26 protein-coding genes are annotated in these 25719 nt (G+C 63.9%); 13 read left to right on the top strand and 13 right to left on the bottom strand.

Annotated elements, in window-relative coordinates; genetic code table 11:
* The first annotated feature begins 41 nt into the window (after positions 1-41).
* Positions 42-809: a class II aldolase and adducin N-terminal domain-containing protein gene (locus MAFF_RS20245; RefSeq protein ID WP_044548688.1), complete on the top strand. Its 768-nt coding sequence runs from the start codon at positions 42-44 to the stop codon at positions 807-809.
* Here MAFF_RS20245 and MAFF_RS20240 read toward each other — a convergent pair.
* Complete coding sequence (locus tag MAFF_RS20240) at positions 806-1438, bottom strand: HAD family hydrolase (RefSeq protein WP_010912815.1); 633 nt, start codon at positions 1436-1438, stop codon at positions 806-808. The genes MAFF_RS20245 and MAFF_RS20240 overlap by 4 nt on opposite strands.
* A 244-nt stretch (positions 1439-1682) precedes the next feature.
* Between MAFF_RS20240 and MAFF_RS20235 the strand changes: the two genes are divergently transcribed.
* The gene (locus MAFF_RS20235) at positions 1683-2642 is read left to right on the top strand and encodes a sugar-binding transcriptional regulator (protein WP_010912814.1); all 960 of its coding nucleotides are present in this window, start codon (positions 1683-1685) and stop codon (positions 2640-2642) included.
* A 61-nt stretch (positions 2643-2703) separates the two neighbouring features.
* Here MAFF_RS20235 and MAFF_RS20230 read toward each other — a convergent pair whose 3' ends face one another.
* Positions 2704-2889: a hypothetical protein gene (locus MAFF_RS20230; RefSeq protein ID WP_010912813.1), complete on the bottom strand. Its 186-nt coding sequence runs from the start codon at positions 2887-2889 to the stop codon at positions 2704-2706.
* 110 nt (positions 2890-2999) lie between these two features.
* On the opposite strand from MAFF_RS20230, the gene gcvA reads away from it, so the two are divergent.
* The 9 genes from gcvA (at position 3000) to MAFF_RS20185 (ending at position 13002) form a co-directional block, all read left to right on the top strand.
* Positions 3000-3905, top strand: a complete 906-nt coding sequence (gene gcvA, locus MAFF_RS20225) for a transcriptional regulator GcvA (protein WP_010912812.1) — start codon at positions 3000-3002, stop codon at positions 3903-3905.
* Positions 3906-4108: 203 nt separating this feature from the next.
* Complete coding sequence (locus MAFF_RS20220) at positions 4109-5419, top strand: ABC transporter substrate-binding protein (protein WP_010912811.1); 1311 nt, start codon at positions 4109-4111, stop codon at positions 5417-5419.
* Between the two features lie 123 nt (positions 5420-5542).
* The gene (locus tag MAFF_RS20215) at positions 5543-6415 is read left to right on the top strand and encodes a carbohydrate ABC transporter permease (protein WP_032932545.1); all 873 of its coding nucleotides are present in this window, start codon (positions 5543-5545) and stop codon (positions 6413-6415) included.
* Between the two features lie 12 nt (positions 6416-6427).
* Positions 6428-7252: a carbohydrate ABC transporter permease gene (locus tag MAFF_RS20210; RefSeq protein WP_010912809.1), complete on the top strand. Its 825-nt coding sequence runs from the start codon at positions 6428-6430 to the stop codon at positions 7250-7252.
* 62 nt (positions 7253-7314) lie between these two features.
* Positions 7315-8319 carry an ABC transporter ATP-binding protein gene (locus tag MAFF_RS20205; RefSeq protein ID WP_010912808.1) on the top strand — a complete coding sequence of 335 codons (1005 nt, stop codon included), beginning with the start codon at positions 7315-7317 and terminating at the stop codon, positions 8317-8319.
* A complete protein-coding gene (locus MAFF_RS20200) occupies positions 8316-9086 on the top strand; it encodes an L-iditol 2-dehydrogenase (RefSeq protein ID WP_010912807.1) in 771 nt (256 codons plus the stop codon). The genes MAFF_RS20205 and MAFF_RS20200 overlap by 4 nt, the downstream gene beginning before the upstream one ends.
* Positions 9087-9241: 155 nt before the next feature.
* Positions 9242-10720: a mannitol dehydrogenase family protein gene (locus tag MAFF_RS20195; protein ID WP_010912806.1), complete on the top strand. Its 1479-nt coding sequence runs from the start codon at positions 9242-9244 to the stop codon at positions 10718-10720.
* Between the two features lie 15 nt (positions 10721-10735).
* The gene (locus MAFF_RS20190; protein ID WP_010912805.1) at positions 10736-11419 is read left to right on the top strand and encodes an HAD family hydrolase; all 684 of its coding nucleotides are present in this window, start codon (positions 10736-10738) and stop codon (positions 11417-11419) included.
* Positions 11416-13002, top strand: coding sequence for an FGGY-family carbohydrate kinase (locus MAFF_RS20185; protein WP_010912804.1), 1587 nt, complete (start codon positions 11416-11418; stop codon positions 13000-13002). The genes MAFF_RS20190 and MAFF_RS20185 overlap by 4 nt, the downstream gene beginning before the upstream one ends.
* Positions 13003-13009: 7 nt before the next feature.
* On the opposite strand, the gene MAFF_RS20180 is transcribed toward MAFF_RS20185, so the two are convergent.
* The 6 genes from MAFF_RS20180 to MAFF_RS20155 form a co-directional block, all read right to left on the bottom strand.
* Positions 13010-14095: an ABC transporter ATP-binding protein gene (locus MAFF_RS20180; protein ID WP_044551095.1), complete on the bottom strand. Its 1086-nt coding sequence runs from the start codon at positions 14093-14095 to the stop codon at positions 13010-13012.
* A 2-nt stretch (positions 14096-14097) separates the two neighbouring features.
* Positions 14098-15144: an NAD(P)-dependent alcohol dehydrogenase gene (locus MAFF_RS20175; protein WP_010912802.1), complete on the bottom strand. Its 1047-nt coding sequence runs from the start codon at positions 15142-15144 to the stop codon at positions 14098-14100.
* Positions 15145-15159: 15 nt separating this feature from the next.
* Positions 15160-15972, bottom strand: coding sequence for a carbohydrate ABC transporter permease (locus tag MAFF_RS20170; protein WP_044548682.1), 813 nt, complete (start codon positions 15970-15972; stop codon positions 15160-15162).
* A complete protein-coding gene (locus MAFF_RS20165; protein ID WP_032932536.1) occupies positions 15969-16835 on the bottom strand; it encodes a carbohydrate ABC transporter permease in 867 nt (288 codons plus the stop codon). Before MAFF_RS20165 ends, MAFF_RS20170 begins: the two co-directional genes overlap by 4 nt.
* A 130-nt stretch (positions 16836-16965) precedes the next feature.
* Positions 16966-18240: an ABC transporter substrate-binding protein gene (locus MAFF_RS20160; protein WP_032932535.1), complete on the bottom strand. Its 1275-nt coding sequence runs from the start codon at positions 18238-18240 to the stop codon at positions 16966-16968.
* A gap of 241 nt (positions 18241-18481) precedes the next feature.
* Entirely contained in the window at positions 18482-19399 is a 918-nt protein-coding gene (locus MAFF_RS20155; RefSeq protein ID WP_010912798.1) for an AraC family transcriptional regulator, read from the bottom strand.
* A gap of 249 nt (positions 19400-19648) precedes the next feature.
* On the opposite strand from MAFF_RS20155, the gene MAFF_RS20150 reads away from it, so the two are divergent.
* The gene (locus MAFF_RS20150; protein ID WP_010912797.1) at positions 19649-21052 is read left to right on the top strand and encodes an MATE family efflux transporter; all 1404 of its coding nucleotides are present in this window, start codon (positions 19649-19651) and stop codon (positions 21050-21052) included.
* Between the two features lie 22 nt (positions 21053-21074).
* Here MAFF_RS20150 and MAFF_RS20145 read toward each other — a convergent pair whose 3' ends face one another.
* Positions 21075-21479 (bottom strand): c-type cytochrome, encoded by a 405-nt coding sequence (locus MAFF_RS20145; RefSeq protein ID WP_044548679.1) that lies wholly within the window; start codon positions 21477-21479, stop codon positions 21075-21077.
* A gap of 131 nt (positions 21480-21610) precedes the next feature.
* Entirely contained in the window at positions 21611-22474 is an 864-nt protein-coding gene (locus tag MAFF_RS20140) for a dienelactone hydrolase family protein (protein ID WP_010912795.1), read from the bottom strand.
* Between the two features lie 176 nt (positions 22475-22650).
* Here MAFF_RS20140 and MAFF_RS20135 point away from each other — a divergent pair, with 176 nt between their 5' ends.
* A complete protein-coding gene (locus MAFF_RS20135) occupies positions 22651-23535 on the top strand; it encodes an AraC family transcriptional regulator (RefSeq protein WP_044548678.1) in 885 nt (294 codons plus the stop codon).
* A gap of 59 nt (positions 23536-23594) precedes the next feature.
* Here MAFF_RS20135 and MAFF_RS20130 read toward each other — a convergent pair whose 3' ends face one another.
* Genes MAFF_RS20130 through MAFF_RS20120 form a run of 3 tightly spaced genes read right to left on the bottom strand, consistent with a single transcriptional unit; the run spans position 23595 to position 25713 of the window.
* Complete coding sequence (locus MAFF_RS20130) at positions 23595-24242, bottom strand: amino acid ABC transporter permease (protein WP_010912793.1); 648 nt, start codon at positions 24240-24242, stop codon at positions 23595-23597.
* Positions 24239-24895 carry an amino acid ABC transporter permease gene (locus MAFF_RS20125; protein ID WP_010912792.1) on the bottom strand — a complete coding sequence of 219 codons (657 nt, stop codon included), beginning with the start codon at positions 24893-24895 and terminating at the stop codon, positions 24239-24241. The genes MAFF_RS20130 and MAFF_RS20125 overlap by 4 nt, the downstream gene beginning before the upstream one ends.
* An 8-nt stretch (positions 24896-24903) precedes the next feature.
* On the bottom strand, positions 24904-25713 hold the full coding sequence (locus MAFF_RS20120; RefSeq protein WP_010912791.1) for a transporter substrate-binding domain-containing protein: 810 nt from the start codon (positions 25711-25713) through the stop codon (positions 24904-24906).
* Between the last annotated feature and the right edge of the window lie 6 nt (positions 25714-25719).

The raw sequence follows: 25719 nt of genomic DNA, 5'->3' as shown, positions 1-25719 counted from the left end.
CCGTCGGTCGCGGCATTCTTGCCAAAACCGGAGGATTTTCGATGAGCATCGCCCGCCTGCAGAAGGAAACGCGGACCAACCTGCCCTTCTACGAAGAGCGCGTCGATCTCGCCTGTGCGTTTCGCTGGACGGCGCGGCTCAACATGCACGAGGCGGTGGCCAACCATTTCTCGCTGGCGGTCAACGAGGACGGCACGCAGTTCCTGATGAACCCCAACCAGGTGCATTTCTCGCGCATCAAGGCGAGCGACCTGTTGATGATCGACGCCAACGATCCGAACACGCTGTCGGGCCCCAACGCGCCCGACCCGACGGCCTGGGGCCTGCACGGCGCCATCCATCGCAATGTGCCGCATGCGCGTTGCGTCATGCATGTCCATTCGATCCATGCCACGGTACTGGCCTCGCTGGCCGACTCGACATTGCCGCCGATCGACCAGAATTCGGCGATGTTCTTCAACCGTCATGTCGTCGACGCGCACTACGGCGGGCTGGCCTTCGAGGAAGAGGGCGAGCGCTGCTCGCAGCTTCTCACCGATCCCAAGGTCAAGGTCATGGTGATGGGCAATCACGGCGTGCTGGTGATCGGCGACACCGTCGCCGATGCCTTCAACCGCATGTTCTATTTCGAGCGCGCCGCCGAGACCTACATCAAGGCGCTGTGGACCGGCCGGCCGCTGCGCACGCTGTCCGATGCGATTGCCGAGAAGACGGCGAGCGAAATGGACGACTATCCCGGCCAGGCCGAACGCCATCTCGCCGAGTTGAAGGCGATCCTCGACGAGGAAGAGCCGATCTACCGGAATTAGAGCCCGAGCTGAGCCCGCAATTCCTCGGCGCTGTTGATGACGATGGCGCCAGGCGGGCCTTCCATCGGCTTTTCCGGCCAGAAGATCGTCTTCATGCCCGCCGCCAGACCCGCCATGGCGCCCGGCCAGCTGTCGTCGACCGCCACGGCGTGCGCGGGATCGACATCGGCCAGGTACGCGGCGCGCAGGAAAGGTTCGGCGTGCGGCTTGCCATCACGCACGTCGTTGCGGCTGATCGTTTTCATGCCTGGATAAAAGAGGCCGACCATGCGCAGATTGGCGTCGACGATCATCCGGTCTGAATTCGAGACCACCGCTTGCTGCACGCCAAGCGCGCGCAATTCATTGAAGACTTCTATAGCGCCAGGACGCGGTTTCAGCCCCTCCACCAGCGGCAGATAGTGCTCGTATTTGCGCATGATCCAGTCGTCGAAGGGAAGATCGAGGCCGAACTCGTCGCGCATCATTTCGTAGACCGGCCAGGCGGCGACGCCGAGCACGCGCTCATGCAGGTCGGCGGGCGGCTTGAGGCCGACATTGCGCATCGCCGCCACGAGGGCTGCTTCGTGCAACGGCTCGCTGTCGACCAGCGTACCGTCCATGTCCCAGAAAACCGCCTTCGGTGTCATGCAGCGCTCCTTTTGCGATCCCCTTAAAGGGTTTGCGCCGGGAGATAAACCGTCGGGATCACAGAAGATGCCCGCGACTGGAAGCGAAGCCGCTCCGCCTTCTCCGGCCGGAGATTGCCAGCAGGAAAATCCCGGCCGCGCAGGCGCAAACAATTGCCCTTGAGATTGACAATTGCGCAGGAAGCCGTTCCCTGCGAGACTGAGGGCGGACCGCTCCTGTGAGCAGCGGTTTCGGAGGCAGGACGTGAATACCCGACAAGATGGCGGCAGCAACAGGCTGGACGACGCGGCGCGCGCCGGCTGGCTTTATTATGTCGCCGGCAACACACAGGACCAGATCGCCGCCACGCTCGGCATCTCGCGGCAGACGGCGCAGCGACTGGTGTCGCTGGCGGTGTCGGAAGGCTTGATCAAGGTCCGTGTCGACCATCCGATCGCCAACTGCCTGGACCTTGCCGCCCGGCTGAAATCGCGTTTCGCGCTCGACCTGGTCGAGGTGGTGCCGAGTGACCCGAATTCATCCTCCACCACCATCGGCATTGCCGAGGCGGCGGCGGCCGAGATCGAGCGGAGGCTGCGCTCGCCGACGCCGATCGTCATGGGCATCGGCACAGGGCGCACGCTGAAGGCGGCGATCGAGCAATTGCCGCCGATGGAATGCCCGCAGCACAAGGTGGTGTCCTTGACCGGCAACATTTCGCCGGACGGCTCGGCCGCCTTCTACAACGTCATCTTCACCATGGCCGACCGGGTCAAGGCGCGCTCCTTCCCGATGCCGCTTCCGGTCATCGCCTCCTCGCCGCAGGAGCGCGAGATGCTGCTCAACCAGCCGATGATCCAGCCGACGCTGGCGCTTGCGGCGGAAGCCGATGTCACCTTCATCGGCATCGGCGACCTCGGCCCGAAGGCCCCGCTCTACGAGGACGGCTTCATTTCCGAAAGCGAGTTGAAGGCCCTGCAAAAAGCTGGCGGCATCGCCGAGATCGTCGGCTGGGTTTTCGACCGGGAAGGCCGCATGATCGAGGGCATCACCAACGACCGGGTGTCGTCGGCATCGCTGCCGTCGCGCGAGAAATCGCTTGTCATTGCGCTCGCCATGGGCGAGCGCAAGCTGCCGGGCATCCTGGCGGCCGTGAATCGCCGGCTGGTCAATGGTCTCATCACCGACGAACGGACGGCTACCGCTTTGCTGGCCAGCATCTGACCGGGAACGCGGCGGCGCCTGCCGGCTACGGCCGCGGCGCCTGGCGATAAAGCCAACAAGTCTATTTATGCCGCCCGAAAGGATCGTTGCCATCGAGGAGACCGAGGTCGCGCTGCAGATGCGGCGACAGGTCCCTGATGTCGAGATGCGCCTTTCTTCTGATCGCGAACCAGCCGAATCCGTCTGTAAGCCACGAAATCCAGCGATGATCCGGAGCGGGAGTGCATTTTTGCTGCGCCATGGTCATGATCGTCAACCTTCGCTATCCTGGACCCGAATGACGGGTTGACACTGAATGTCGGTCCTGCCGGCCGGCTTTGCCAATCGAACGTCGATAAGGACCCATAAGGAGCCTTTATGCCGGATCTGAGCTCACCGCAGGTTTCGCAACTGCCGCCGCTGCAGGCGATCCGGGTGTTCGAAGCGGTGTCGCGGCAGCTTTCCTTCACCAAGGCCGCCGTGGAACTCGCCATGACACAGGCCGCCGTCAGCTATCAGATCAAGGTGCTGGAAGAGCGCGTCGGGGCACCGCTGTTCCTGCGCCGGCCGCGGCAGATCGAGCTGACCGAAGCCGGCCAAAGGCTGGCGCCGGCGGTCAGCGAGGCCTTTGCCATTCTTAGCCAGGCCTATGCCGCCGCGCGGGGCGGCGCGGACGGGCTGCTGTGCGTCACCACCGTGCTGACCTTTGCCTCGAACTGGCTGGCGCATCATCTGGGCTCGTTCCAGATGGCTCATCCCGCGCTTGCCGTGCGGCTCGAAACATCGAGCCGGCTGACGGATTTCGCCCGCGAGGATGTCGATCTCGCCATCCGCTCGGGCAGCGGCAAATGGCCGGGGCTGGAGGCCCACAAGCTGCTCGACGCCGATTTCACGCCGATGCTGAGCCCGAAGCTCGCGGCGAGCATCGGCGGCGTCAAGGAGCCGGCCGACCTGTTGCGGCTGCCGATCCTCGATCCGGGCGATATCTGGTGGACGCAGTGGTTCGAGATGGCCGGCGTGCATGCGCATGATCTTGCCAAGCGGCCCGGCAGCAGCATGGGCGCGCAGGCCTATGAGGCCAATGCGGCCATCGCAGGCCATGGCGTGGCGATCCTGACCCGGGCGCTGTTCAAGGCGGAACTTGCCGACGGCCGCCTGATCCAGCCTTTCGACCTGGTCGGCGACGACGGCCACGCCTACTGGCTGGTCTATCCCGAGGCGCGCCGCAACGTGCCGAAGATCCGCGCCTTCCGCGACTGGCTGCTGGCCGAGATCGCCTGCTGAGAGGCGTTTTTCTCCCGATCCAATCCTCCAGGCCTTCCTGTCCCGCCGCCTGATATCGGGCGCGGATGCGGCTCTCGTCGTCCGTCCATCGGCGGGTCCGGTGCTGCGCTGCAGCATCGAATCCGGCTTGACATATTTCACGGTAAGTGAGTAATTGCTCACAGCCAAGGCAAATGCTCATCTTGGTTCATGGGAGGAATTTGATGAAACTGCGCACGCTCACCCTGGGCTTGTTGTCGGCCAGCGCTCTCGCTTTTGCCGCACATGCCGAATCCATCACCATCGCCACGGTCAACAATGGCGATATGGTCCGCATGCAGAAGCTGACCGAGGACTTCACCAAGGCCAACCCCGACATCCAGCTCAACTGGGTCACTCTTGAAGAGAACGTGCTGCGCGAGCGCGTCACCACCGACATCGCCACCAAGGGCGGCCAGTATGACGTGATGACCATCGGCACCTACGAGGTTCCGATCTGGGCCAAGCAGAGCTGGCTGCTGCCGCTCGACAAGCTTGGCGACGACTATGACGCCAAGGACATCATCCCGGCCATCGCTGGCGGCCTTTCGGTCGACGGCAAGCTCTATGCCGCGCCCTTCTACGGCGAAAGCTCCTTCGTCATGTACCGCAAGGACCTGATGGAGAAAGCCGGACTGAAGATGCCCGACGCGCCGACCTGGGACTTCATCAAGCAGGCCGCTGACAAGATGACCGACCGCGCCAACGGCGTGAACGGCGTGTGCCTGCGCGGCAAGGCCGGCTGGGGCGAGAACATGGCCTTCCTGACCGCCATGTCGAACTCCTTCGGCGCCCGCTGGTTCGACGAGAACTGGAAGCCGCAATTCGACCAGCCCGAGTGGAAGAAGACCTTGCAGTTCTATGTCGACCTGATGAAGGCCGACGGCCCCGAGGGCGCGTCCTCGAACGGCTTCAACGAAAACCTGGCGCTGTTCCAGCAGGGCAAGTGCGGCATGTGGATCGACGCCACCGTCGCGGCGTCCTTCGTCTCCGATCCCAAGGCATCCAAGGTCGCCGACAAGGTCGGCTACGCGCTGGCGCCCGACAATGGCCTGGGCAAGCGCGGCAACTGGCTGTGGGCATGGTCGCTCGCCGTCCCGGCCGGCACCAAGAAGGCCGACGCCGCCGAGAAGTTCGTGTCGTGGGCGACCAGCAAGCACTATGCCGAACTCGTCGCTTCGAAGGAAGGCTGGGCCAACGTTCCTCCGGGTACGCGCTCCTCGCTCTACGCCAATGCCGAGTACCAGAAGGCGGCTCCGTTCGCCAAGATGACGCTGGACTCCATCAACGCCGCCGACCCGACGCATCCGACCGTCAAGCCGGTGCCTTATGTCGGTGTCCAGTTCGTAGCCATCCCTGAATTCCAGGGTCTTGGCACCACGGTCGGCCAGCTCTTCTCGGCGGCTCTTGCCGGCCAGTCGAGCGTCGACGACGCGCTGAAGCAGGCCCAGGACGCCGCCACCGCGGCGATGACCGAAGGCGGGTATATCAAGTAAGGCTCCTCCCGGTGCCGAATGCCGGTTGCCTCCTCGACCGGCAACGGCCGCCCGAGTTCCCAGCTCGGGCGGCCGCCTTCAACGCCTCTGAAAATTCAGTCTGACCATTGAAGGGTGACCGTCATGGCTACTCAGCAGACCCGTTCGCTTGCCCGTTTCATGATGGCGCCATCCGTCGTGCTGCTGCTGGTCTGGATGGTTATTCCACTGGCGCTCACGCTGTGGTTCTCCTTCCAACAGTACAACCCGCTCAATCCGATCCACGACGGGTTCGTCGGCTTCTCGAATTACGCGCTGTTCTGGTCCAACCCGGCTTTCCTGCAGTCGATCCTCAACACGCTTGTCCTGGTGATCAGCGTGCTGTTGATCACAGTGATCGGCGGCATCCTGCTGGCACTGCTGATCGACCAGCCGATGTGGGGACAAGGGATCGTGCGCATCCTCGTCATCTCGCCGTTCTTCGTCATGCCGCCGGTGGCCGCATTGGTCTGGAAGAACATGATCATGCATCCGCAATACGGGGTGTTCGCCGACATAGCGCGCTTCTTCGGGGCGCAACCGATCGACTGGTTCGGGCAACATCCGATGACGGCGATCATCATCATCGTCGCCTGGCAGTGGCTGCCTTTCGCGACGCTGATCCTGTTGACCGCGCTGCAGTCGCTCGACGGTGAGCAGAAGGAGGCCGCCGAGATGGACGGCGCCGGCTTCATCAGCCGCTTCATCTATCTGACGCTGCCGCACATGTCGCGCGCCATCACCGTCGTCATCCTGATCCAGACGATCTTCCTCTTGTCGGTCTATGCCGAAATCCTCGTCACCACCAATGGTGGCCCTGGATACGCCTCCACCAACCTGCCTTTCCTCGTCTACCAGAAGGCGCTGCTGGAGTTCAAAATCGGCCAGGCATCCGCAGGCGGTGTGATCGCCGTCATTCTCGCCAACATCGTTGCCTTCTTCGCCATGCGCGCCGTCGGCAAGAACCTGGACAAGTAAGGGAGGATTGAGATGGCACGTGCAGTCACCACCCAGCACAAGACAATCGCGACCGTTGCCGCCTGGATCGTCGCGCTGCTGATCTTCTTCCCGATCCTCTATACGATCATCACCTCGTTCAAGTCGGAGCAGGAGGCGATCCAGGGCTTCAACCTGATCCCATCGGGGACGTTCGAGAGCTATTCCGAGGTTCAGGCGCAGAGCGGCTACTTCAAGTTCTTCTTCAACTCGGTGCTGCTCTCGGTCGGCTCGACGATCCTGGCCCTGCTTGTCGCCATTCCGGCGGCATGGTCGATGGCGTTCTCCCCGACCAAGCGGACCAAGGACATCCTGATGTGGATGCTGTCCACCAAGATGATGCCGGCGGTCGCCGTGCTGTTCCCGATCTACCTGATCTTCCGCGATTTCGGGCTGCTCGACAGCCGCATCGGCCTGATGGTCATGCTGATGCTGATCAACCTGCCGATCGTGGTGTGGATGCTCTACACCTATTTCCGCGAAATCCCCGGCGAGATCCTGGAAGCGGCGCGCATGGACGGTGCGTCGCTGTGGAACGAGATCATCTATGTGCTGACGCCGATGGCGGTGCCCGGCATCGCCTCGACCATGCTGTTGAACATCATCCTGGCCTGGAACGAGGCGTTCTGGACGATCCGCCTGACCACCACGGAAGCAGCGCCGCTGACCGCCTTCATCAGCTCGTTCTCAAGTCCGCAAGGCCTGTTCTGGGCCAAGCTTTCGGCGGCCTCGACGCTGGCGATCGCGCCGATCCTGATCATGGGCTGGTTCAGCCAGAAGCAGCTGGTGCGCGGCCTGACCTTTGGCGCCGTGAAGTAAGTAAGCCGTGACCTAACGTGACGCTCAAGAACGTCGGACAATAACCCCTCGGGGAGGAAACCATGGGAAACATCACGCTCAAGAACGTCTCCAAGTCCTTCGGGTCGACGGTCATCATTCCGGGCATCGACCTGGTGATCGAGAATGGCGAGTTCGTCGTCTTCGTCGGGCCGTCGGGTTGCGGCAAGTCCACGCTGCTGCGGCTGATCGCCGGGCTGGAGGACACCAGCGGCGGCACCATCAACATCGACGGCCGCGACGTCACCGGCGAGGCGCCGGCCAAGCGCAAACTTGCCATGGTGTTCCAGTCCTATGCGCTCTACCCGCATATGACGGTGGCCAAGAACATCGCCTTCCCGCTGAAGATGGCGGGCGAGGACCAGGCGACCATCGACAAGAAGGTGAAGGACGCGGCGCGCGTCTTGAACCTCACCAATTATCTCGAACGCCGGCCCGGCCAGCTCTCCGGTGGCCAGCGCCAACGCGTCGCCATCGGCCGCGCCATCGTGCGCCAGCCCTCGGCCTTCTTGTTCGACGAGCCGCTGTCCAACCTCGACGCGGCGCTCCGCGGCACGATGCGGCTGGAGATCAGCGAACTGCACCACCAGCTCAAGACGACGATGATCTACGTCACCCACGACCAGGTCGAGGCCATGACCATGGCCGACAAGATCGTCGTGCTGAATGCCGGCAACATCGAGCAGGTCGGCTCGCCGATGGAGCTCTACAAGACGCCGCGCAATCTGTTCGTCGCCGGCTTCATCGGCTCGCCGAAGATGAACCTGGTCGAAGGCGCGCCGGCCGCCAAATATGGCGCCAAGACCATCGGCATCCGCCCCGAGCATATGCAGATTTCGACCACGGCGGGCGAATGGAAGGCCACTGTCGGCGTTGCCGAGCATCTGGGCTCCGACACCTTCCTGCATGTCCAGGCCGACGGCGTCGGTCCGCTGACGGTGCGTGCCGATGGCGAACTGGCCGTGCATCATGGCGATACCATCTACCTCACGCCCGACAAGGCCAAGCTGCACAGCTTCGGCCCTGACGGCAAGGCGATGGCGACGTGAGGCTGAAAGGCAAATCGGCGCTGATCACCGGATCGGCGCGTGGCATCGGCAAGGCCTTCGCCGAAGCCTATGCGCGCGAAGGCGCTATCGTTGCCATTGCCGATATCAATCTCGAGGCCGCGCAAAAAACGGCGGCAGATATCGGCGACAAGGCCTATGCGGTCAAACTCGATGTCACGGATCAGGCCTCTATCGACGCCGCGGTGAAAGCGGTGGAGACGAGGACCGGCGGCCTCGACATATTGATCAACAACGCCGCTCTGTTCGACCTGGCGCCGATCGTCGAGATCTCGCGGGCGAGCTATGAAAAACTGTTCTCGGTCAATGTCGCCGGCACGCTGTTCATGCTGCAGGCGGCGGCCCGCTCGATGATCGCGCGGGGCAAGGGCGGCAGGATCATCAACATGGCGAGCCAGGCCGGACGGCGCGGCGAGCCGCTGGTCGGCGTCTACTGCGCGACCAAGGCCGCCGTCATTTCGCTGACCCAGTCGGCGGGGCTCGACCTGATCAAGCACCGCATCAACGTCAACGGTATCGCGCCCGGAGTCGTGGACAGCGACATGTGGGACCAGGTCGATGCCCTGTTCGCCAAATACGAGAACCGGCCGAAGGGCGAGAAGAAGCGGCTTGTCGGCGAAGGGGTGCCCTACGGCCGCATGGGCAAGCCGGAGGACCTCGCCGGCATGGCCGTCTTCCTGGCCAGCGATGAGGCCGAATACATCGTCGCCCAGACCTACAATGTCGATGGCGGCCAGTGGATGAGTTGAGGGGGCGGCCTCTGCTTCTCGTCCCTCCGCGAGGAGCAGAGGTCGATATCTGAGGCCGCATCGGCCTCGCAAGGCATATGCCGTCCCTTACCCTCTCCCGAGAGGACGGGGAGAGGCGGAGTAACGAGGCCGAAGCCGGCCAAAGGGTAAAACAGATGACCGTGAAACTCTCGTCTTCAAACCTCTCCAGCCTGCCCGGCAATGTTGCCGGTCCGAAATACGACCGCTCGAAGCTCAAGGCCGGCATCGTGCATTTCGGCGTCGGCAATTTCCATCGCTCGCACCAGGCGGTCTACCTCGACGATCTGTTCAATTCAGGTGTCGGCCATGACTGGGCGCTGGTCGGCGCAGGCGTGTTCGAGGGCGAGAAGATCGGTCGCGGCAAGCTCGAAGAGCAGGACTGGCTGACCACGGTTGTCGAGCAGGATGAAGGCCATATGAGCGCCCGTGTCACCGGCGCGATGATCGATTTCCTGATGCCTGGCGATGCGGCCGGCATCATCGACCGGTTGGCCGACCCGGCGATCAAGATCGTTTCGCTGACCATCACCGAAGGCGGCTATTTCATCGACCCGGCGTCGGGCAAGTTCAACCCAGCCCATCCGGATATCGTCGCCGACGCCCAACCGGGCGCCACCCCAAAGACAGTGTTTGGCATCATCCTGGCAGGACTGCTGCGCCGGCGCGACGAAGGCACCGTGCCGTTTACCGTGATGTCCTGCGACAACATTCCCCACAACGGCCATGTCACCTCGGATGGCGTCATTGGTCTGGCGCGGCTGATCGATGAGGATTTGGCCGGTTGGGTGAGCAGCAACGTCGCCTTTCCAAACGGCATGGTGGACCGCATTACGCCGGCCACCACAGACCGCGAGCGCGGCATACTGGCCAAGGATTTCGGCGTCGAGGATGCCTGGCCGGTGTTCTGCGAGCCGTTCCGGCAATGGGTGCTGGAAGACCATTTCACCGATGGCCGTCCGCCGCTGGAAAAGGTCGGTGTACAGTTCGTCAGGGATGTCGCGCCCTACGAGTTGATGAAGATCCGCATCCTCAATGGCGGCCATGCCACGATCGCCTATCCGGCCGGGCTGATGGACATCCATTTCGTTCATGAGGCGATGCAGGAGCCGCTGGTGCGCGGCTTTCTCGACAAGCTCGAGCACGACGAGATCATCCCGACGGTGCCGCCGGTGCCGGACACGGTGCTGGAGGATTATTACCAGCTCATCGAGAAGCGCTTTTCCAACCCCAAGATCGGCGACACCATCCGCCGGCTCTGCCTCGACGGCTCCAACCGCCAGCCGAAATTCATCATCCCGACAATCGCCGACCGCCTGAAGGCGGGAAAGGGCGTCGCCGGCCTGGCGCTGGAATCGGCGCTGTGGTGCCGCTACTGTTTCGGCACATCAGACAGCGGCGCCGTCATCGAACCCAACGACCCGAGCTGGGACCGGCTGCAGGCGACGGCAAAGGCGGCGAAGGACGCGCCCGCCGCCTGGCTCGCCATGGAGGACATCTATGGCGATGTCGGCCGCGCCACGGCATTCGTCGAGGCCTTCGGCCACGCGCTCAACGTGCTGTGGGCCAATGGCGCCCGCGCCACGTTGACACGCTACATCGCCGGCAAGCTCTGAAAGCTATCAGCCATCATGACGCCTGAACTGGTCATCTTCGACTGCGATGGCGTGCTGGTCGACAGCGAGGCGCTCTCCGTCTCGGCGCTGCTCGGCATGATCGAACGTGCCGGCGGCACTGTCAGCGAGGACGCCGCCTACGAGCATTTCCTCGGCAAGAGCATGAAGAGCGTGCGCGAGATCCTTGGCCGCGACTTCGGCCTGGAGATCAGCGACCAGCATCTGACCGCCATGCGCGTCGACCTCATGCGCAAATTCCGTGAGGAGCTCAAGCCGATCCCCGGCGTCAAGGAAATGTTGCCGAAGCTCGGCCTGCCGTTCTGCGTCGCCTCTTCGGGCACGCTGGAGCGCATCCGCTACGCGCTCGATGTCACCGGCCTGCTCGGGCTGATGGAACCGCATCTGTTCAGTGCCGCCATGGTCGCCAAGGGAAAGCCGGCGCCCGACCTCTTCCTGCACGCCGCCGCCAGCATGCGGGCGCATCCGCGCAAATGCCTCGTCATCGAGGACAGTCCGGCCGGGGTCGCGGCGGCGCGCGCGGCGGGCATGCGCGTCCTTGCCTTCACCGGCGGCGCGCATGCCGGCAACCCTGCCTTGAAAGCGCGGCTTGCGTCGAGTGAACCGGACTTTATATTCGCTGACATGCTGCAATTGCCCGATCTGATTGCAGGCCTGGGAGCGAGAGTTAGAGCATCTTGACGAAACAGTTTGTTTGCGCGGTCGATGTCGGCACCGGGAGCGCTCGCGCTGGCATTCTCGACGCCAGTGGCACCTTGCTTGGCCGTGCCGATCGGCCGATCGCCATGAACCAGCCGAAGCCCGATCATGCCGAGCATGATTCGCGCGATATCTGGTCGGCGGTCTGCGCCGCCGTGCGTGCCGCCCGCGAAAAAGCCGGCGTCGCGGCGCAGGATATTGTTGGCATCTCGTTTGATGCGACCTGCTCGCTGGTGGTGCGCGACCGGCAAGGCGATCAGCTCAGCGTTTCGACCACGGGCGACAAGCGCTGGGACACCATCGTCTGGCTCGACCACCGCGCCATTTCCGAAGCAGACGAATGCACGGCGAGCAGCCACGAGGTGCTCAACTATATAGGCGGCGTCATGTCGCCGGAAATGGCGACGCCGAAGCTGATGTGGCTGAAGCGCAACCTGCCGCAGACCTGGAATGAAGCCGGCTATCTATTCGACCTGGCCGATTTCCTGACCTGGCAGGCGAGCGGCTCGCTGGCCCGCTCGCAATGCACACTGACGGCGAAGTGGACTTATCTCGCACATGAGGAGAGCGCGTGGCAGCGCGATTTCTTCGAGATCGTCGGCCTCGACGATCTCTTTGAGCACGGCAATCTGCCGGAGCGGGCTAGTCCGGTCGGCGCCGACATCGGCCCTCTGACGGCGCAAGCGGCGGCGGAACTTGGTTTGACGGAAAGCTGCCGGGTCGGCGCCGGGGTCATCGATGCCTATGCCGGCGCGCTTGGCGTGCTTGGCGGCTTTGCCGGTGATGAGCAGGATATTGGCCGGCATCTGGCGTTGATTGCCGGCACGTCGAGCTGCGTCATGGCGATGTCGCCCGACCCGCAGCCTTTCGCCGGCGTCTGGGGCCCTTACTATGGCGCGGCGTTGCCAAAGCTGTGGCTGTCGGAAGGCGGCCAGTCGGCTACCGGCGCGCTGCTCGACCACATCATCCGCTGGCACGGCGCCGGCGGCGAGCCGGATGCCGCCATGCATGCCAAAATCGCCAGGCGGGTCGCCGAACTGCGCGCCGCCGAGGGCGACAACCTCGCCGCGCGCCTGCATGTGCTGCCGGATTTTCACGGTAACCGGTCGCCGCTCGCCGACCCGCATGCTGTCGGCGTCGTCAGCGGGCTGACGCTGGATTCCTCCTTCGACAGCCTGTGCAAGCTCTACTGGCGCACCGCCGTCGGCATCGCGCTCGGCGTGCGCCATGTGCTGGAAGCGCTGAACGAGAACGGCTACCTGATCGACACGCTGCATGTCACCGGCGGCCACACCAAGAACCCACTGCTGATGGAGCTCTACGCCGACGCCACCGGCTGCACGGTGGTCGAACCGCTGGCCGACGAGGCGGTGCTGCTCGGCACCGGCATGGTCGCCGCCACCGCCGCCGGGCTTTTCCCCGACCTCAATGCCGCCTGCCTTGCCATGCAGCAGGGCGGCAAGAGGCGTGCCGCCAACCCGGCCGCCGGCGCCCGCTTCGACCGCGACTACCGGATTTTCCTGGAAATGCACCGCCAGCGCCAGGCGCTTGACGACATCCGGTAGGCCTTGCTTACTGCTTGCGCAGCGACGCGCCTGACGTCGCGTCGAACAAATGGATGCTTTCTTCCTCGAATGCGTAACGGACAGGAGCATTCAGCGCCGGGCATTCGCGTGCCGGAACCAGCGCGCTGATCTCCTTGCCGCCGGAGCCGAATGTCACCAGCGCATCATTGCCGTGAAATTCGATGAGATCGGCCGTGCCTTGCAAAATGCCGGCGGTGCCGGCGCTGGCCGTCTTCAGGTCCGGTGGCCGGATGCCAAGCACTGCGCGGTCGCCATGCTGCAGATGGAAAGCCCGGCCCTCGATCGAAAGCACCGTTCCGGCGCCGGTCAGCGCCCAACCATTGCCCGAGCGGCCGACCGTCACCTCGACAAAATTCATGTTCGGCGTGCCGATGAAGCCGGCCACGAACATGTTGGCGGGCCGCAGATAGATTTCCGCCGGCGCGCCGATCTGCTCGATGACACCCTCCTTGAGCAGCACGATGCGGTCGGCAAGCGTCATCGCCTCCAGCTGGTCATGGGTGACGTAGACGGTGGTGGTCTTCAGCGACTGGTGCAGCCGCGCGATCTCGACGCGCATATGGTTGCGCAATTTGGCGTCGAGATTGGAAAGCGGCTCGTCGAACAGGAACACCTTTGGTGTCTTGATCATCGCACGGGCAATGGCGACGCGCTGCTGCTGGCCGCCGGAAAGCTCGGCCGGCTTGCGGCCGAGATAGGGCTCCAGCCCGAGCGTCCTCGACACAGCCTCGACCCGCTTGCGGATCTCGGCCAAAGGCACCTTCTGGCGCCGCAGCCCGAAGGCGATATTGTCGAAGATCGTCATATGCGGATAGAGCGCGTAGTTCTGGAACACCATGGCGATGCCGCGGTCGCCCGGATCGAGATCGTTGACCACCTTGCCGCCGATCGAGACCTCGCCGCCGCTGATATCCTCCAGCCCCGCCAGCATGCGCAGCAAGGTCGACTTGCCACAGCCGGACGGGCCGAGGAACACCACGAATTCGTGCTCTTCAATGCTGAGGTTGAGATCGCGGATGACCGTGGTGGCGCCATAGGCCTTGTCGACATGGGAGCAAACGATCGCGGACATGATCATCCCTTCTCGCCGGTGAGCAGGATCTGCAGCTTGACGTCTTCCGGATTGCCTTGGGCAGCCCGCTCGAATGCCTTGATGCTGTCGGCGAAATCATAGGTGCCGGTGATCAGCGGCTTGAGGTCGACCTTGCCGGAAGCGATCAGTTGCAAGGCGCGGTCGAAAATGTTGGCGTAGCGGAACACCGTCTCGATGCGCACCTCCTTCGAGATCGCCGCCGGCACGTTGAGGGCCACCGGCTCCACCGGCAGGCCGACCAGCACCACCGCGCCGCCCGGCCGCACGACATCGAACAGATCGGCGAAAGCCTTCGGGCTGCCGCTGGCCTCGAAGACGATGTCGGCGCCCCACTTGTCGGTCGCCGCCGCGACCGCGTCGACCAGCGACCGCTCGCCGATATTGACCGGCACGATGCCGGCATATTGCGCGGCGATCTTCAGCTTGGGCGCGGAAAAATCGGAGATCAGCACTTTCGAACAACCGCCGGCCAGGGCGGCAAGCGCGATCATGATGCCGATCGGGCCGCAGCCGACGACGACGGCGACATCGCCCGGAACGATGCGGGCACGGCTTGCCGCCTGCATGCCTATGGCGAAGGGCTCGACCATCGCCCCCTCGGCGAAGGAGACATTGTCCGGCAGTTTGTAGGTGAAGGCGGCGGGGTGCACCGCGTAGGGCGCCAGCACGCCATGCACCGGCGGCGTCGCCCAGAAGCTGACGTCGGGGTCGACATTGTAGATGCCGAGCTTGGTCGCCCGCGACGACAGGTTCGGCACGCCGGGCTCCATGCAGACGCGGTCACCGGCCTTGAACGTCTCGACATTGGCGCCGGTCTCGACGACCGTCCCCGCGGCTTCGTGGCCTAGCACCATCGGCGCGCGCACGACATAGCTGCCGATGGCGCCATGCGTGTAATAGTGCACGTCGCTGCCGCAGACGCCGACCGTGTGGATGGCGATCTTGACATCATCCGGCCCGACATCGAGCGGCAGCGCGATCTCGCGCAACGACAGTTCGCCTTTTTTCTCAAGCACCAGTGCCCGCATCGGGAAATCCTCACATCAAGTCTTTTTTTGCCGGAAAACGGAATTCAGGAAGCCGCTGAGCACGCCAAGGAACAGCAGCGGCGGCAGCGACAGGAGCACGACCGAGGCGTTGAGAATGCCCCAGGGCACGTTCATGCCTTGCTGGGAGAGTTCCGAGGCGACGATCGGCAAGGTCTTGGCGTTGGAGCTCGACAGCATCAGCGCGATCAGGAATTCGTTCCAGACCAGCACGAAGCTGAAGGCGACCGCCCCTGCCAGGGAGCGGGCGGCGACAGGCAGCGCGATGCGCCAGAAAACCGAATAGGCGCCGTAGCCATCGACGAAGGCGGCTTCCTCGATCTCCTTCGGCACGCTCTGGAAGGCGGGGATGGCGAGCCACATGATCACCGAGATGGTGAGCAGCGAATAGGTGATGATCAGCGCCGGCAAAGTATCGTAGAGGCCGACCTGCAGCCAGATCACCATCAGCGGAATGGCGACCGCCACGGGTGGCAGGAAGCGCAGCGACAGCACGAAGAACTGGATGTCGCCGGCCCAGCGGTTGGGATAGCGCGCCACCGCGTAAGCCGCCGGCAGGCCGAGCACGATGCCGATCAACACGGCCGAGCCGCAGGCGACGACCGAGTTGTAGAGCCCGGTCAGCACGCTGTCGCGGCCGAGGATATAGCCGATGTTGGCCCATGTCGGCGTGAACACCAGCCGCGGCACGCGGGTGATGATGTCGACATTGTTCTTCAGCGCATTGAGCGCCGTCCACAGCAGCGGAAACACCGCCAGGAACCCAGCCAGCGCCAATGTTGCCTTGCCGATCAGTCTGCCGGGCCTCATGCCTGCACCCGCTTCCACAGCATGGTGAAGGTGATGACGGTGGCGATCATCATCAGTACGGCCATGGCCGAGGCATAGGAGACCTTGCCGGATTCGATGAAGCCTTGCGAGAAGGCGTACATGTCGAGCGTCTCGGTGGCGACGCCCGGTCCGCCGCGGGTCATGACATAGATCAGGTCGAAGGAGCGCAACGATTCGATCATCTTGACGAACATCAGGCTGATCAACGGCGCCTTCAGCATCGGCAAGGTGACGTAGGCGTGGATCTGCCAGCGTTTGGCGTGGTCAAGCCGCGCCGCCTCGATCGGCTGCGGCGGCAGGGTTTCGAGCAGCTTCAGCACGATGACGGCGAAGAACAGCCCCCATTGCCAGACATCGACCGACGCAACGGCGAACAAGGCCGTCCCGGGCTTGGATAGCGGGTCGAAGATCAGCCCGCCGGTGACGAGCCTGTAGGGATAGGTAGCGATGCCGTAGAGCGGGTGATAGGCGAACTTCCAGACGAAAGCCGCCGACACGCGCGGCAACAGCACCGGGATGATGAAGAGCAGGCAGTAGACATTGCGCAGGCGTGGGCTGGCGACCTCGAACATCAGCACGCCGAGCCCGATCGCCACCACCATGGTGGCGACCACGGTGACGATCTCCCACTTCACCGACACCCAGACCGCGTTGAGGAAGCGGCGGTCGAGGAACAGGTCGACGAAGTTCGACAGCCAGACCCAGGAATAATCGGGCGTGCTCAGCTCGCGATTCTGCAAGGCGATGACAATGGCGTAGAGCGTCGGCACCATCGACAGCACCAAGAGGATGGCGATGGTCGGAACGACGAAGGTGACGGGGAGCGACGTGCGTCGGGCCATGGGCATCTATCCTCGCTTGCGTCTCGATCGTGTCGGCATGATTTCCTCGTTCGGCAAAGTCCCCGCGGCGCGCAGGTCCCGGCATTGCGTACAATGCCGCGGACCGCGCGCCACGGGCGGGAGGATGGCTCTATTTCTTCTTCGCCAGTTCGTTGGCGTAGGCCTCGAGCTCGTTGAGGCCGCCCTTGACGTCGGTGCGGGTGCCGGTGACCAGTTCCTCGAGGATGATGCCCCAGCGGTCGCCGAGATCGGGCCAGCGCGGATCCTGCCAGAAGTTGACCGCGGTGACCTTGCCGGTTTCGGCCAGCGCCTGGCCGAGATCGGCGCCGTAGATGCCGGCGAACTCCTTGCTGGACAGGATGCTGGTGCGGTTCAGCTCGCCGAACTGGTGGGCGTCGAGCCGGCGCTTCTCGTTTTCCTTCGACGTCGCCCAGGCGATGAACAGGCCGGCGCATTTCTTCGAGGCATCGTCGGCATTGGCCTTCGCCGCGATGGCAAGGCCATGGCCGTAACCGCCGCCGGGCAGCGGCGAGGGCGGCGGCAGGAAGCCGATCTTGCCGACCACCTGCGAGGTCTTCGGATCGACCGCCATGCCCGACAGCGGCGTCGATTCGACGAGGATGGCGACCTGGCCCGACAGGAAGGCGCCGGTCGATTCATCCCAGCTGCCGGTCTGCGTGCCCGGTGCCGAATCCTTGAACAGCTTCAGATAGGTCTCGGTCGCCTTGACGGCGGCGTCCGAATTGAAGACCGGCTTGTCGCCATCGAACCACTGGCCGCCATAGGCCTTGAAGAAGGGCATCCAGCGCCAGACATTGGCGCCCGAACCGCGCGCGCCGCGTAGCGCGATGCCATACATGCCCTTGTCCGGGTTGGTGAGCTTCGGCACGTCGGCGATCAGTTCGTCCAGCGTCTTAGGCGGCTGGATGCCGGCGGCCTCGAGCACGTCCTTGCGGTAGACCATCAGGTCGCCGCCGCCGGTCAGCGGCGCGAACCAGACCTTGCCGCCATAGGTGGCGACCTTCTGGCGGCCGGGATCGAAGTCGGCATAGTCATAGTCAGCCGGATAATAATCGGCGAGCGGCACGATCCATTTCGACGAGGCAAACAGCGCGACATTGGCTTCGTCGACATAGTAGACGTTGTAATTGCCGACGGTGGACGCATCGGCGCGCGATTTCGCCCGGCGGTCGTTTTCGTTCAGATAGTCGATCTGGAAGCCGGCGCCGGCGAGCTTCTCGAACTCGGCCTTGGAGTCCTCCAGAAGCGTCAGGCCGTCGCGCGGCTGCGCCAGCACCTTGACCGGAGCCGAGCAGACCGGGGCCTGCGCCAGCGCGATGGTTGATACGGTAGCGGAAAGCAGGAAAGCTGCGCCCAAGCCCGCAGCGAGCCGAATTGGTTTCATTGATTTTTCTCCTCCAGGAACACTCGCAGGAAGCGGAAGTCGTCGGGCTCTGCGATCCTCACCATCGCCCGAGCGACATGCCACCCATCGCCAAAATGCGGAGTTCATTCCGGCCAAGCTAGAAGCCCCGTTGCAGCAAACCTGTACTTTTATGCATTGTGCAGCGCAAAATTCGGTGCTCCGCAACGAACTCCGTCACATGAGTATCGATCGCGTGAAAGCCGCTGATTTTAGGCTGTGCTTATGCGCGCATCGTCAGGCGCTGGCGCGACAGCTTGCGATAAGAGGACGGCGTCATCTTGTGCTTGCGCAGGAAGGCTCGGTTGAAGTTGGAGATGTTCATGTAGCCGACCTGGAAACAGATGTCGGTGATCGCGACATCGGTGTCGGCCAGGAGCTTGCAGGCCTGCCACAGCCGGAGCTTGGCGAGGTGGTCGCTGAAGGAGTTGCCGGTGTTCTTCTGGAAGAAGCGCGAGAATGTGCTCTCGCTCATTCCGGCGCGTTCGGCAACGTCGGGCAGCTTCAGATCCTCGGCGAAATGCTGGAACAGATAGGTCAGCGTGCGCTGGATGATGTCGAGCGAGGCGGCGTCGAGAACCGGCGAGAAATCCGGCGACGACAAGAGCTCGTATTCGTCGGTCCTGGCCAGGAGGTCGACCAGTTCGAGGAACAGGCAGAGCCGCGCGAGCCCATGCACGGTTCCCATCCGCTCCATCAGTCCGGCGCCCTCCAGCGCCGTACGGCCATGGAAGACCATGCCGCGCAGCGATCGCTCGAGGAACGGCTCCAGCTCGCGCAGTTCCGGCAGCAGGCCCGCCGAGCCGCGCAGCCTCTGCGCATCGAATTGCAGGACGATGTCGCGGCCTTCGATCAGCTCGCCCGGCCGCACCGCCGTTACCCAATCATGCGGCAGGCCGCCACCGACGATGGTCAGGTAGCCCGGACCGAATTCGCCGATGTGATCGCCGACCAGGACCACGCCGGAGGATTTCCGCAGCAGATGGATTTCGTATTCCGGATGGAAGTTCCAGACATTGCGTTCCCAGGGATAGTCATCCAGCCGCCACAGGAAACTGTCGCTGGCCTCGGTGACGATATGTTCGAAGGCCGGCGCGGTGCGCGGGATCGCGGCCGTGTTTTTTCGCTGCCTGAACTGCATCCATTCCTCCCGGCGGGTTCGCTGGCTGCCGGTCTCCACGGCAGTCCGTAGCAGCCCATTGCCGGCAAGGGAACGAGGCTACGGCCCCCAGAACGGCGCTGGCTCAATCGCTGCCCGCTCCTCCTCCTTGCCTTCATGTCGCATTTCGTTCAATACACGGCGCAAACGCCGCGAAACCTACGGTTTTGCCGTTTGTCATGCGGCTTCCGGCTCTTTTGCCGACGCGCCGCGCCTGGAAAGAGCGGAACAATGTCTGCGATCGATGCCGGCGCTCGCGCGCCGGAAAATCTTTGGCGTCAGGAAATCAGGGCGACGCTGGCGCTGGCCTGGCCGATGGTGCTGACCAATCTCGGCCAGACCGCGATGACGGCCACCGACGTCATGATGATGGGCAGGCTTGGGCCGGACACGCTGGCCAGCGGCGCGCTTGGCGCCAACCTCTATTTCATGCCGCTGATCTTCGGCCTCGGCCTGATGCTGGCGACGTCGCCGATGATCGCCACCGAGCTTGGCCGACGCCGTTATTCGGTGCGTGACCTGCGCCGCACCGTGCGCCAGGGCCTGTGGCTGGCGATCCTGATTTCGATCCCGATCTGGATCGTGCTCTGGCACGGCGAAGCGATCCTGCTGGCCATGGGCCAGGAACCCGCGCTGGCGCACCAGGCCGGCATCTATTTGCGCTGGCTGGAATGGGCGGTGCTGCCTTTCTACGGCTATATCGTGCTGCGCTCGTTCATCTCGGCGCTGGAGCGGCCGGGCTGGGCGCTGATCATCGTTTTCGTCGCCGTCGCCTGCAACGCGCTGTTCAACTGGGTGTTCATGTTCGGCAATCTCGGCTTTCCGGCCATGGGCATTGCCGGCTCGGGTCTCGCCACCTCGCTGTCCAGCACGCTGATGTTCGCCGGCATGGCCGCTGTGGTAATGCTGGAGAAGAAGTTCCGGCGCTACCGGCTGTTCGGCCGCTTCTGGCGGTCCGACTGGCCGCGCTTCAACGGGCTGCTGCGGCTTGGCCTGCCGATTGCCGGCATCCTCGCCTTCGAGGTGACGATCTTCAACGCCGCGGCCCTGCTGATGGGCCTGATCGACGCGGATTCGCTGGCCGCGCACGCCATCGCCATCCAGATCGCTTCGATCTCGTTCATGGTGCCGCTCGGCCTCAACCAGGCGGTGACGGTGCGCGTCGGGCTTGCGCATGGCGCCGGCAATCCGGAAGGCGTGTCGCGCGCCGGCTGGACCGCCTTCGTCATCGGCGTCTCGTTCATGGCGCTGATGGGGCTGGTGATGGTGCTGTGGCCGCATCTCCTGATCAGCGCCTTCATCGATCTCGCCAACCCGGCCAATGCCCGGGTGATCGCGCTTGCCGTGTCGTTCCTGGTGTTTGCCGCACTGTTCCAGGTCTTCGACGGCGCGCAGGCGGTCGCCGCCGGCATGCTGCGCGGCCTGCACGACACCAAGGTGCCGATGATCTATGCCGCGATCGGCTATTGGGGCGTCGGCCTGCCGCTCGGCGTGCTGCTCGCCTTCCATTTCGGCTTCCACGGCGTCGGTATCTGGATCGGCCTGTCATCAGGGCTGGCCGTGGTGGCGGCGCTGCTCCTGACGCGCTGGCTGCGCCGCGACCGGATCGCACCACCGCTGGCGTTCGGGCATTGAGACGGGAAAGCCGTCGCGCGCTTCATTCGTCCTGTCCGGACGGATGAGATTTGAGATAGGCGATGATATCCGCGCGGATTTGCTGATCTGCTATCGAGATGCCCATCCGCGTCCCGGGCAGGAATTGCCCGGGGCCGGACAGCCAGCTGTCGAGCGACTTTTCCGACCAGACGAATCGCTTTTGCCGCAGCGCCTGGCTGTATTGAAATCCGGCAACTGATCCCACGCGTCTGCCGTAGACATCGCCAAGGCGAGGGCCGAAGCCGTTTCGGACAATCGAATGGCAGCCGGTGCAACGGTCCTCGAAATACCCACGCCCGCTGATGGCATCTCCCTTAGGCAGGGCGACAGATGCCGCCCGGGCAGCAGTCAATACTGGCGCAGCGGTGGCCAGCAGCAGAACCGCAAACGCGGCAGACCAGCCCACGGCACTTCCAAGATTGCGCGCAAGGAAAGAAGGTAAAGATATATCGCACACCAAATGTGAGGGTTCATCATGTTATGTAACGTGATAAACCCTCACATTTATGGCGTCAAGTGCTCATGGCGCGCCACGCTTCACTGCTTCAGCACGGCGAGGAAGTCGGGCACGTCCTTGAGCGCCGCCGCCCGCGCTGCCGGATTCAGGCCGGCATGGGCCACGCCGTCGCCGTTGGCGGTGTAGGCCAACCCATGCAGTTCGTGCAGTTTCTGCGCCTCATTGTCGAAATCATGATAGGCGCCGGGATAGAGGATGAGCTTCACACTGTCGGGGTTTGCGTCCGCCAGCGCCTTGCACGGCTTGGCGGGTGTCCAGTCGTCCGCCTCGCCCATCACAATCAGGAGCGGCACACGGGTCGCCCAATCGCCTTTTTCGGCCGGAGCCGTGCAGCCCGGATAGAAAGCGACCGCCGCGCGGAAGTCAGGCGAATCCGGCTTCGGCGTATCCTTCGGCCGGACCGTATAAAGAACGGTCGAGCCGCCATTCGACCAGCCAAGCAAGGCGATGGCGGCAGGCTTCACATAGGCCAGTGCCTGCAGATAGCGGCGGGCGGCATTGGCATCCTCCACGCGCTCACGATAGGGTTCGACCTCGCGGTCGCCGTTCTTGCATTGCGGACCCAGATCGCGCGAGCCGAAACTGTCCGGAAAGATCACGACATAGCCGAGAGCGGCCAGGCGCCGACCCCAATCGGCATGGCGCGGGCTGAGTTCCGCGCTGTTCTTGCTGCTCCACAGGCCGCTGCAGCCATGCATGGCCACGACTGCCGGAAACGGCCCTTGCCCTTGCGGCTTGAACAGCATTGCGTCCAGCGTCGCCGGCTCGTTCTTGCCGGCGGCCGGAATGCTGACGCGATCGGGTTCCTGGGAGGCTGCCGCGGCCGGCTGTGACATCCAGAGCGCGAACAGGCCAGCGAGAGCGACAAGATGTTTCGCCTGCATCGCCAAAGCGCCCTCCCTCGCGAAAAGCTTCTATGCTCACAGTGAGGCGCAGGCCGGCTTACCGCAAATCACGGTTGCGTGGCGAAGAGGGAGAGACGGCCAGGCCAAAGCGCAAGATCGGTCGAGCGCGACATATCTGGGAGCGCCTATCTGGGGTCGCCACGGAGGAAGAGACGGTGAAGGCGTCACTTGAAAACTACCATGCCCGAATGCAGCGGGTGCTGGACCACATAGACCAGCATCTGGACGACGATCTGGGCCTGGAGGCATTGAGCAGCGTCGCGGCGTTCTCGAAATTCCATTTCCACCGGCAGTTCATGGCCACCTTCGGTCTGTCCGTGCACCGCTACGTCCAACTCGCCCGCATGAAGCGCGCTTCGCAAAGGCTTGCGGCGAGCGACGCCCAAAGCGTCACCGATATAGCGATGGATGCAGGTTACGACGCACCGGATGCCTTCGCCCGCGCCTTTCGGCAACGGTTCGGACAGTCGCCTTCGTCGTTCCGGAAATCCCCCGATTGGGGGGCGTGGCTGATGGCCTTCGGGCCTTTCGACAAAGCAAGGAACACGCTTATGCAGATCATCTTCGACCAAGACGACGTGACGATCCGCGATGTGCCGCCCACACCGGTGGCGATCATGGAGCATCGCGGAGACCGGGCGACACTCCAGGACACCATCCAGCGGTTCATCGCCTGGCGCAAGGCGGCGGGCTTGTCGCCCGAGACAAGCCCGACCTTCAACGTCTTCCGTTCCGAAAGGGAGCCGGCGATCGCCGCCGACTACAGCATGGACATTTGTGTTGGGACCGATCAGCCGATCGACGAGAAAGACGGGCAGATGAAGGCCGGCGTGATCCCCGGCGGACGCTGCGCAGTGCTGCGCTACCCCGGCAACACCAACAATCTCGAACCCGCGGCACTCTACCTCTACCGTGAATGGCTTCCGGCCAGCGGCGAGGAAGTGCGCGACTTTCCAGTCTATTGCCAGCGCCGGCTGTCCCGCCTCGCGGAAGGCCCGCTGCACGAAGTGCTCGTTGAGCTGTTCCTGCCTCTGAAATAGCGCTTGGGGTGGCGGCGGACAGGCTGTTGTCCGCCCCACCTCCGTTATTGCTACAAGATCTAGCGGGCCGCCGCACGCTTTTCGAGCGAACGCGCATATTGCGTCAGCGGGAAGCACATGAGGAAGAAGATCAGTGCCACCAGCCCGTAGACCTTGAACGGTTCGAAAGTGGCGTTGTTGATGGCGTTGGAGGTCCGCACCAGTTCCTCGAAGCCGATGATCGAGGTCAGCGCCGTCGACTTGATCAGCTGCACCAGGAAGCCGACCGTCGGCGCGCGGGTGATCGAGAATGCCTGCGGCAGGATGATCAACCTGAGCTCCTGCAGATAGTGCAGGCCGAGGCTGGCGCCGGCGTCCCACTGGCCGCGCGGCAAGGCATCGACGCCCGAGCGCCAGATCTCGGCGAGATAGGCGCTGGCGAAGAAGGTGAGGCCGAGCACCGCCGCGGTCCAGGGCTCGATGCGCAGACCGAGCATCGGCAGGCCGAAGAACATCAGGAACAGCTGCATCAACAGCGGCGTCCCCTGGAACAGGGCGATATAGCCCGAGGCAAGGCGGCGGCTCCATTTATGCTTGGAGATCCGGAAGAACAGCACCGCCATGCCGACCAGCGCGCCGCCGACGAAAGCCGCCAGCGACAACAGCACCGTCCATCGCGTGGCCAGCAGAAGGTTGCGCACGATGTCCCAGAGGGTGAACTCGATCATGACACGCCCGCTCCGAGCGCGCGGCGGCCGCCGGTGACCAGGAGCCGACGCAAGGCCATCGACATTGCGAGGTAGACCAGCGTCACGACGAAATAGGTCTCGAAGGACCGGAAGGTGCGCGCCTGCAGCATGTCGGCCTCATAGGTCAGCTCGCGCACCGCGATCTGCGAGACAACGGCCGATTCCAGCATCATGATGACGATCTGGCTGGTGAGCGCCGGATAGATGATCTTGAGCGCCTGCGGCAGCACGATCTTGATGAACACCTGGCGGGGCCGCAGCCCCAGCGCCAGGGCTGCTTCCGTCTGCCCGCCCGGCACGGCATCGAGCCCGGCGCCGACGATCTCGATCGTATAGGCCGCCATGTTGAGCGTCATGGCCAGCATGGCGGCCAGGATCGGATCGAGCCGGATGCCGAGGCTGGGCAGGCCGAAGAAGATGAAGAACAGCTGCACCAGGAACGGCGTGTTGCGCATCACCTCGACATACCAGGCGATGGCGTGGCGCAGCAGCACCGGGCCGTTTCGCCGTCCGGCGGCGCCCAGGATGCTGAGCAGCGTGCCGGCCAGCGTGGTCACGGCGATCAGCAGGATCGTCGTGGCCGCGCCGTGCGCGATGTCGCCCAAGGCACCTGGGAGCCAGGCAAAGGCCACGGGAGAACTCAATCCTTGAGGTTATCTGGGTTGAGCGGCGTCTTCAGCCAGGCTTTCGAGCTTTCGTCCAGCTTGCCGTCTGCCAGCATCTTGGCGATGGCGTCGTTGACCGCCTTCTTCAACCCATCCTCGTTCTTGTTGAGGCCGATATGCGAAGGCGAGGTCAGCAGCTGGAACTTCTGCTCCGGCTTCAGCACATCCTGCTTGGCCAGCACCTGGGCGCCGACATCGTTGCCGACGACCATCAGCTGGGTCTGGCCGGAGATGAAGGCCTGGATGACTGAATTGTAGTTGTCGAAGCGCTTGATGTCGGCCGAGGCGGGTGCTGCCTCGGTGAGCGAAGTGTCCTCGAGCGTGCCGCGATTGACGGCGATCGACTTGTCGGCGAGGTCTTCCTTGCCCTTGACCGACATCGCCGCCGGACCGATCACCGCGATGTAATAGGGCGCGTAGGCAGCGGCGAAGTCGATGACCTGCTCGCGCTCCTTCGAGTAGCCGACGCTCATCAGTATGTCGACGCGATGGTCGTTGAGATAGGGGATACGGTTCTGGCCGGTGACGGCGACCGGGTTGAGCTTCACCTTGAGCGTGTCGGCGATGTATTGCGCGACGTCCATGTCGTAGCCCTTGAGGCTCATATCGGCGCTGGCCGAGGAGAAGGGCGGAAAGTCGGCGAAGACGCCGACATTGATGGTGCCGGCCTTGGTGATGTCAGCCAGCGCGTCGGCATTGGCCGCCTGTGTGGCGATGCCGAGGCCGGCGGCGCCGAGCACCAGTATGGCGGCAATGGATGATTTCAGTGTCGAATGGATTGCCATTGGTAT

The sequence above is a fragment of the Mesorhizobium japonicum MAFF 303099 genome, from assembly GCF_000009625.1.
GTDB classification, from domain to species: Bacteria; Pseudomonadota; Alphaproteobacteria; order Rhizobiales; family Rhizobiaceae; genus Mesorhizobium; species Mesorhizobium japonicum.
This window is presented reverse-complemented; position numbering and strand designations above follow the sequence as displayed.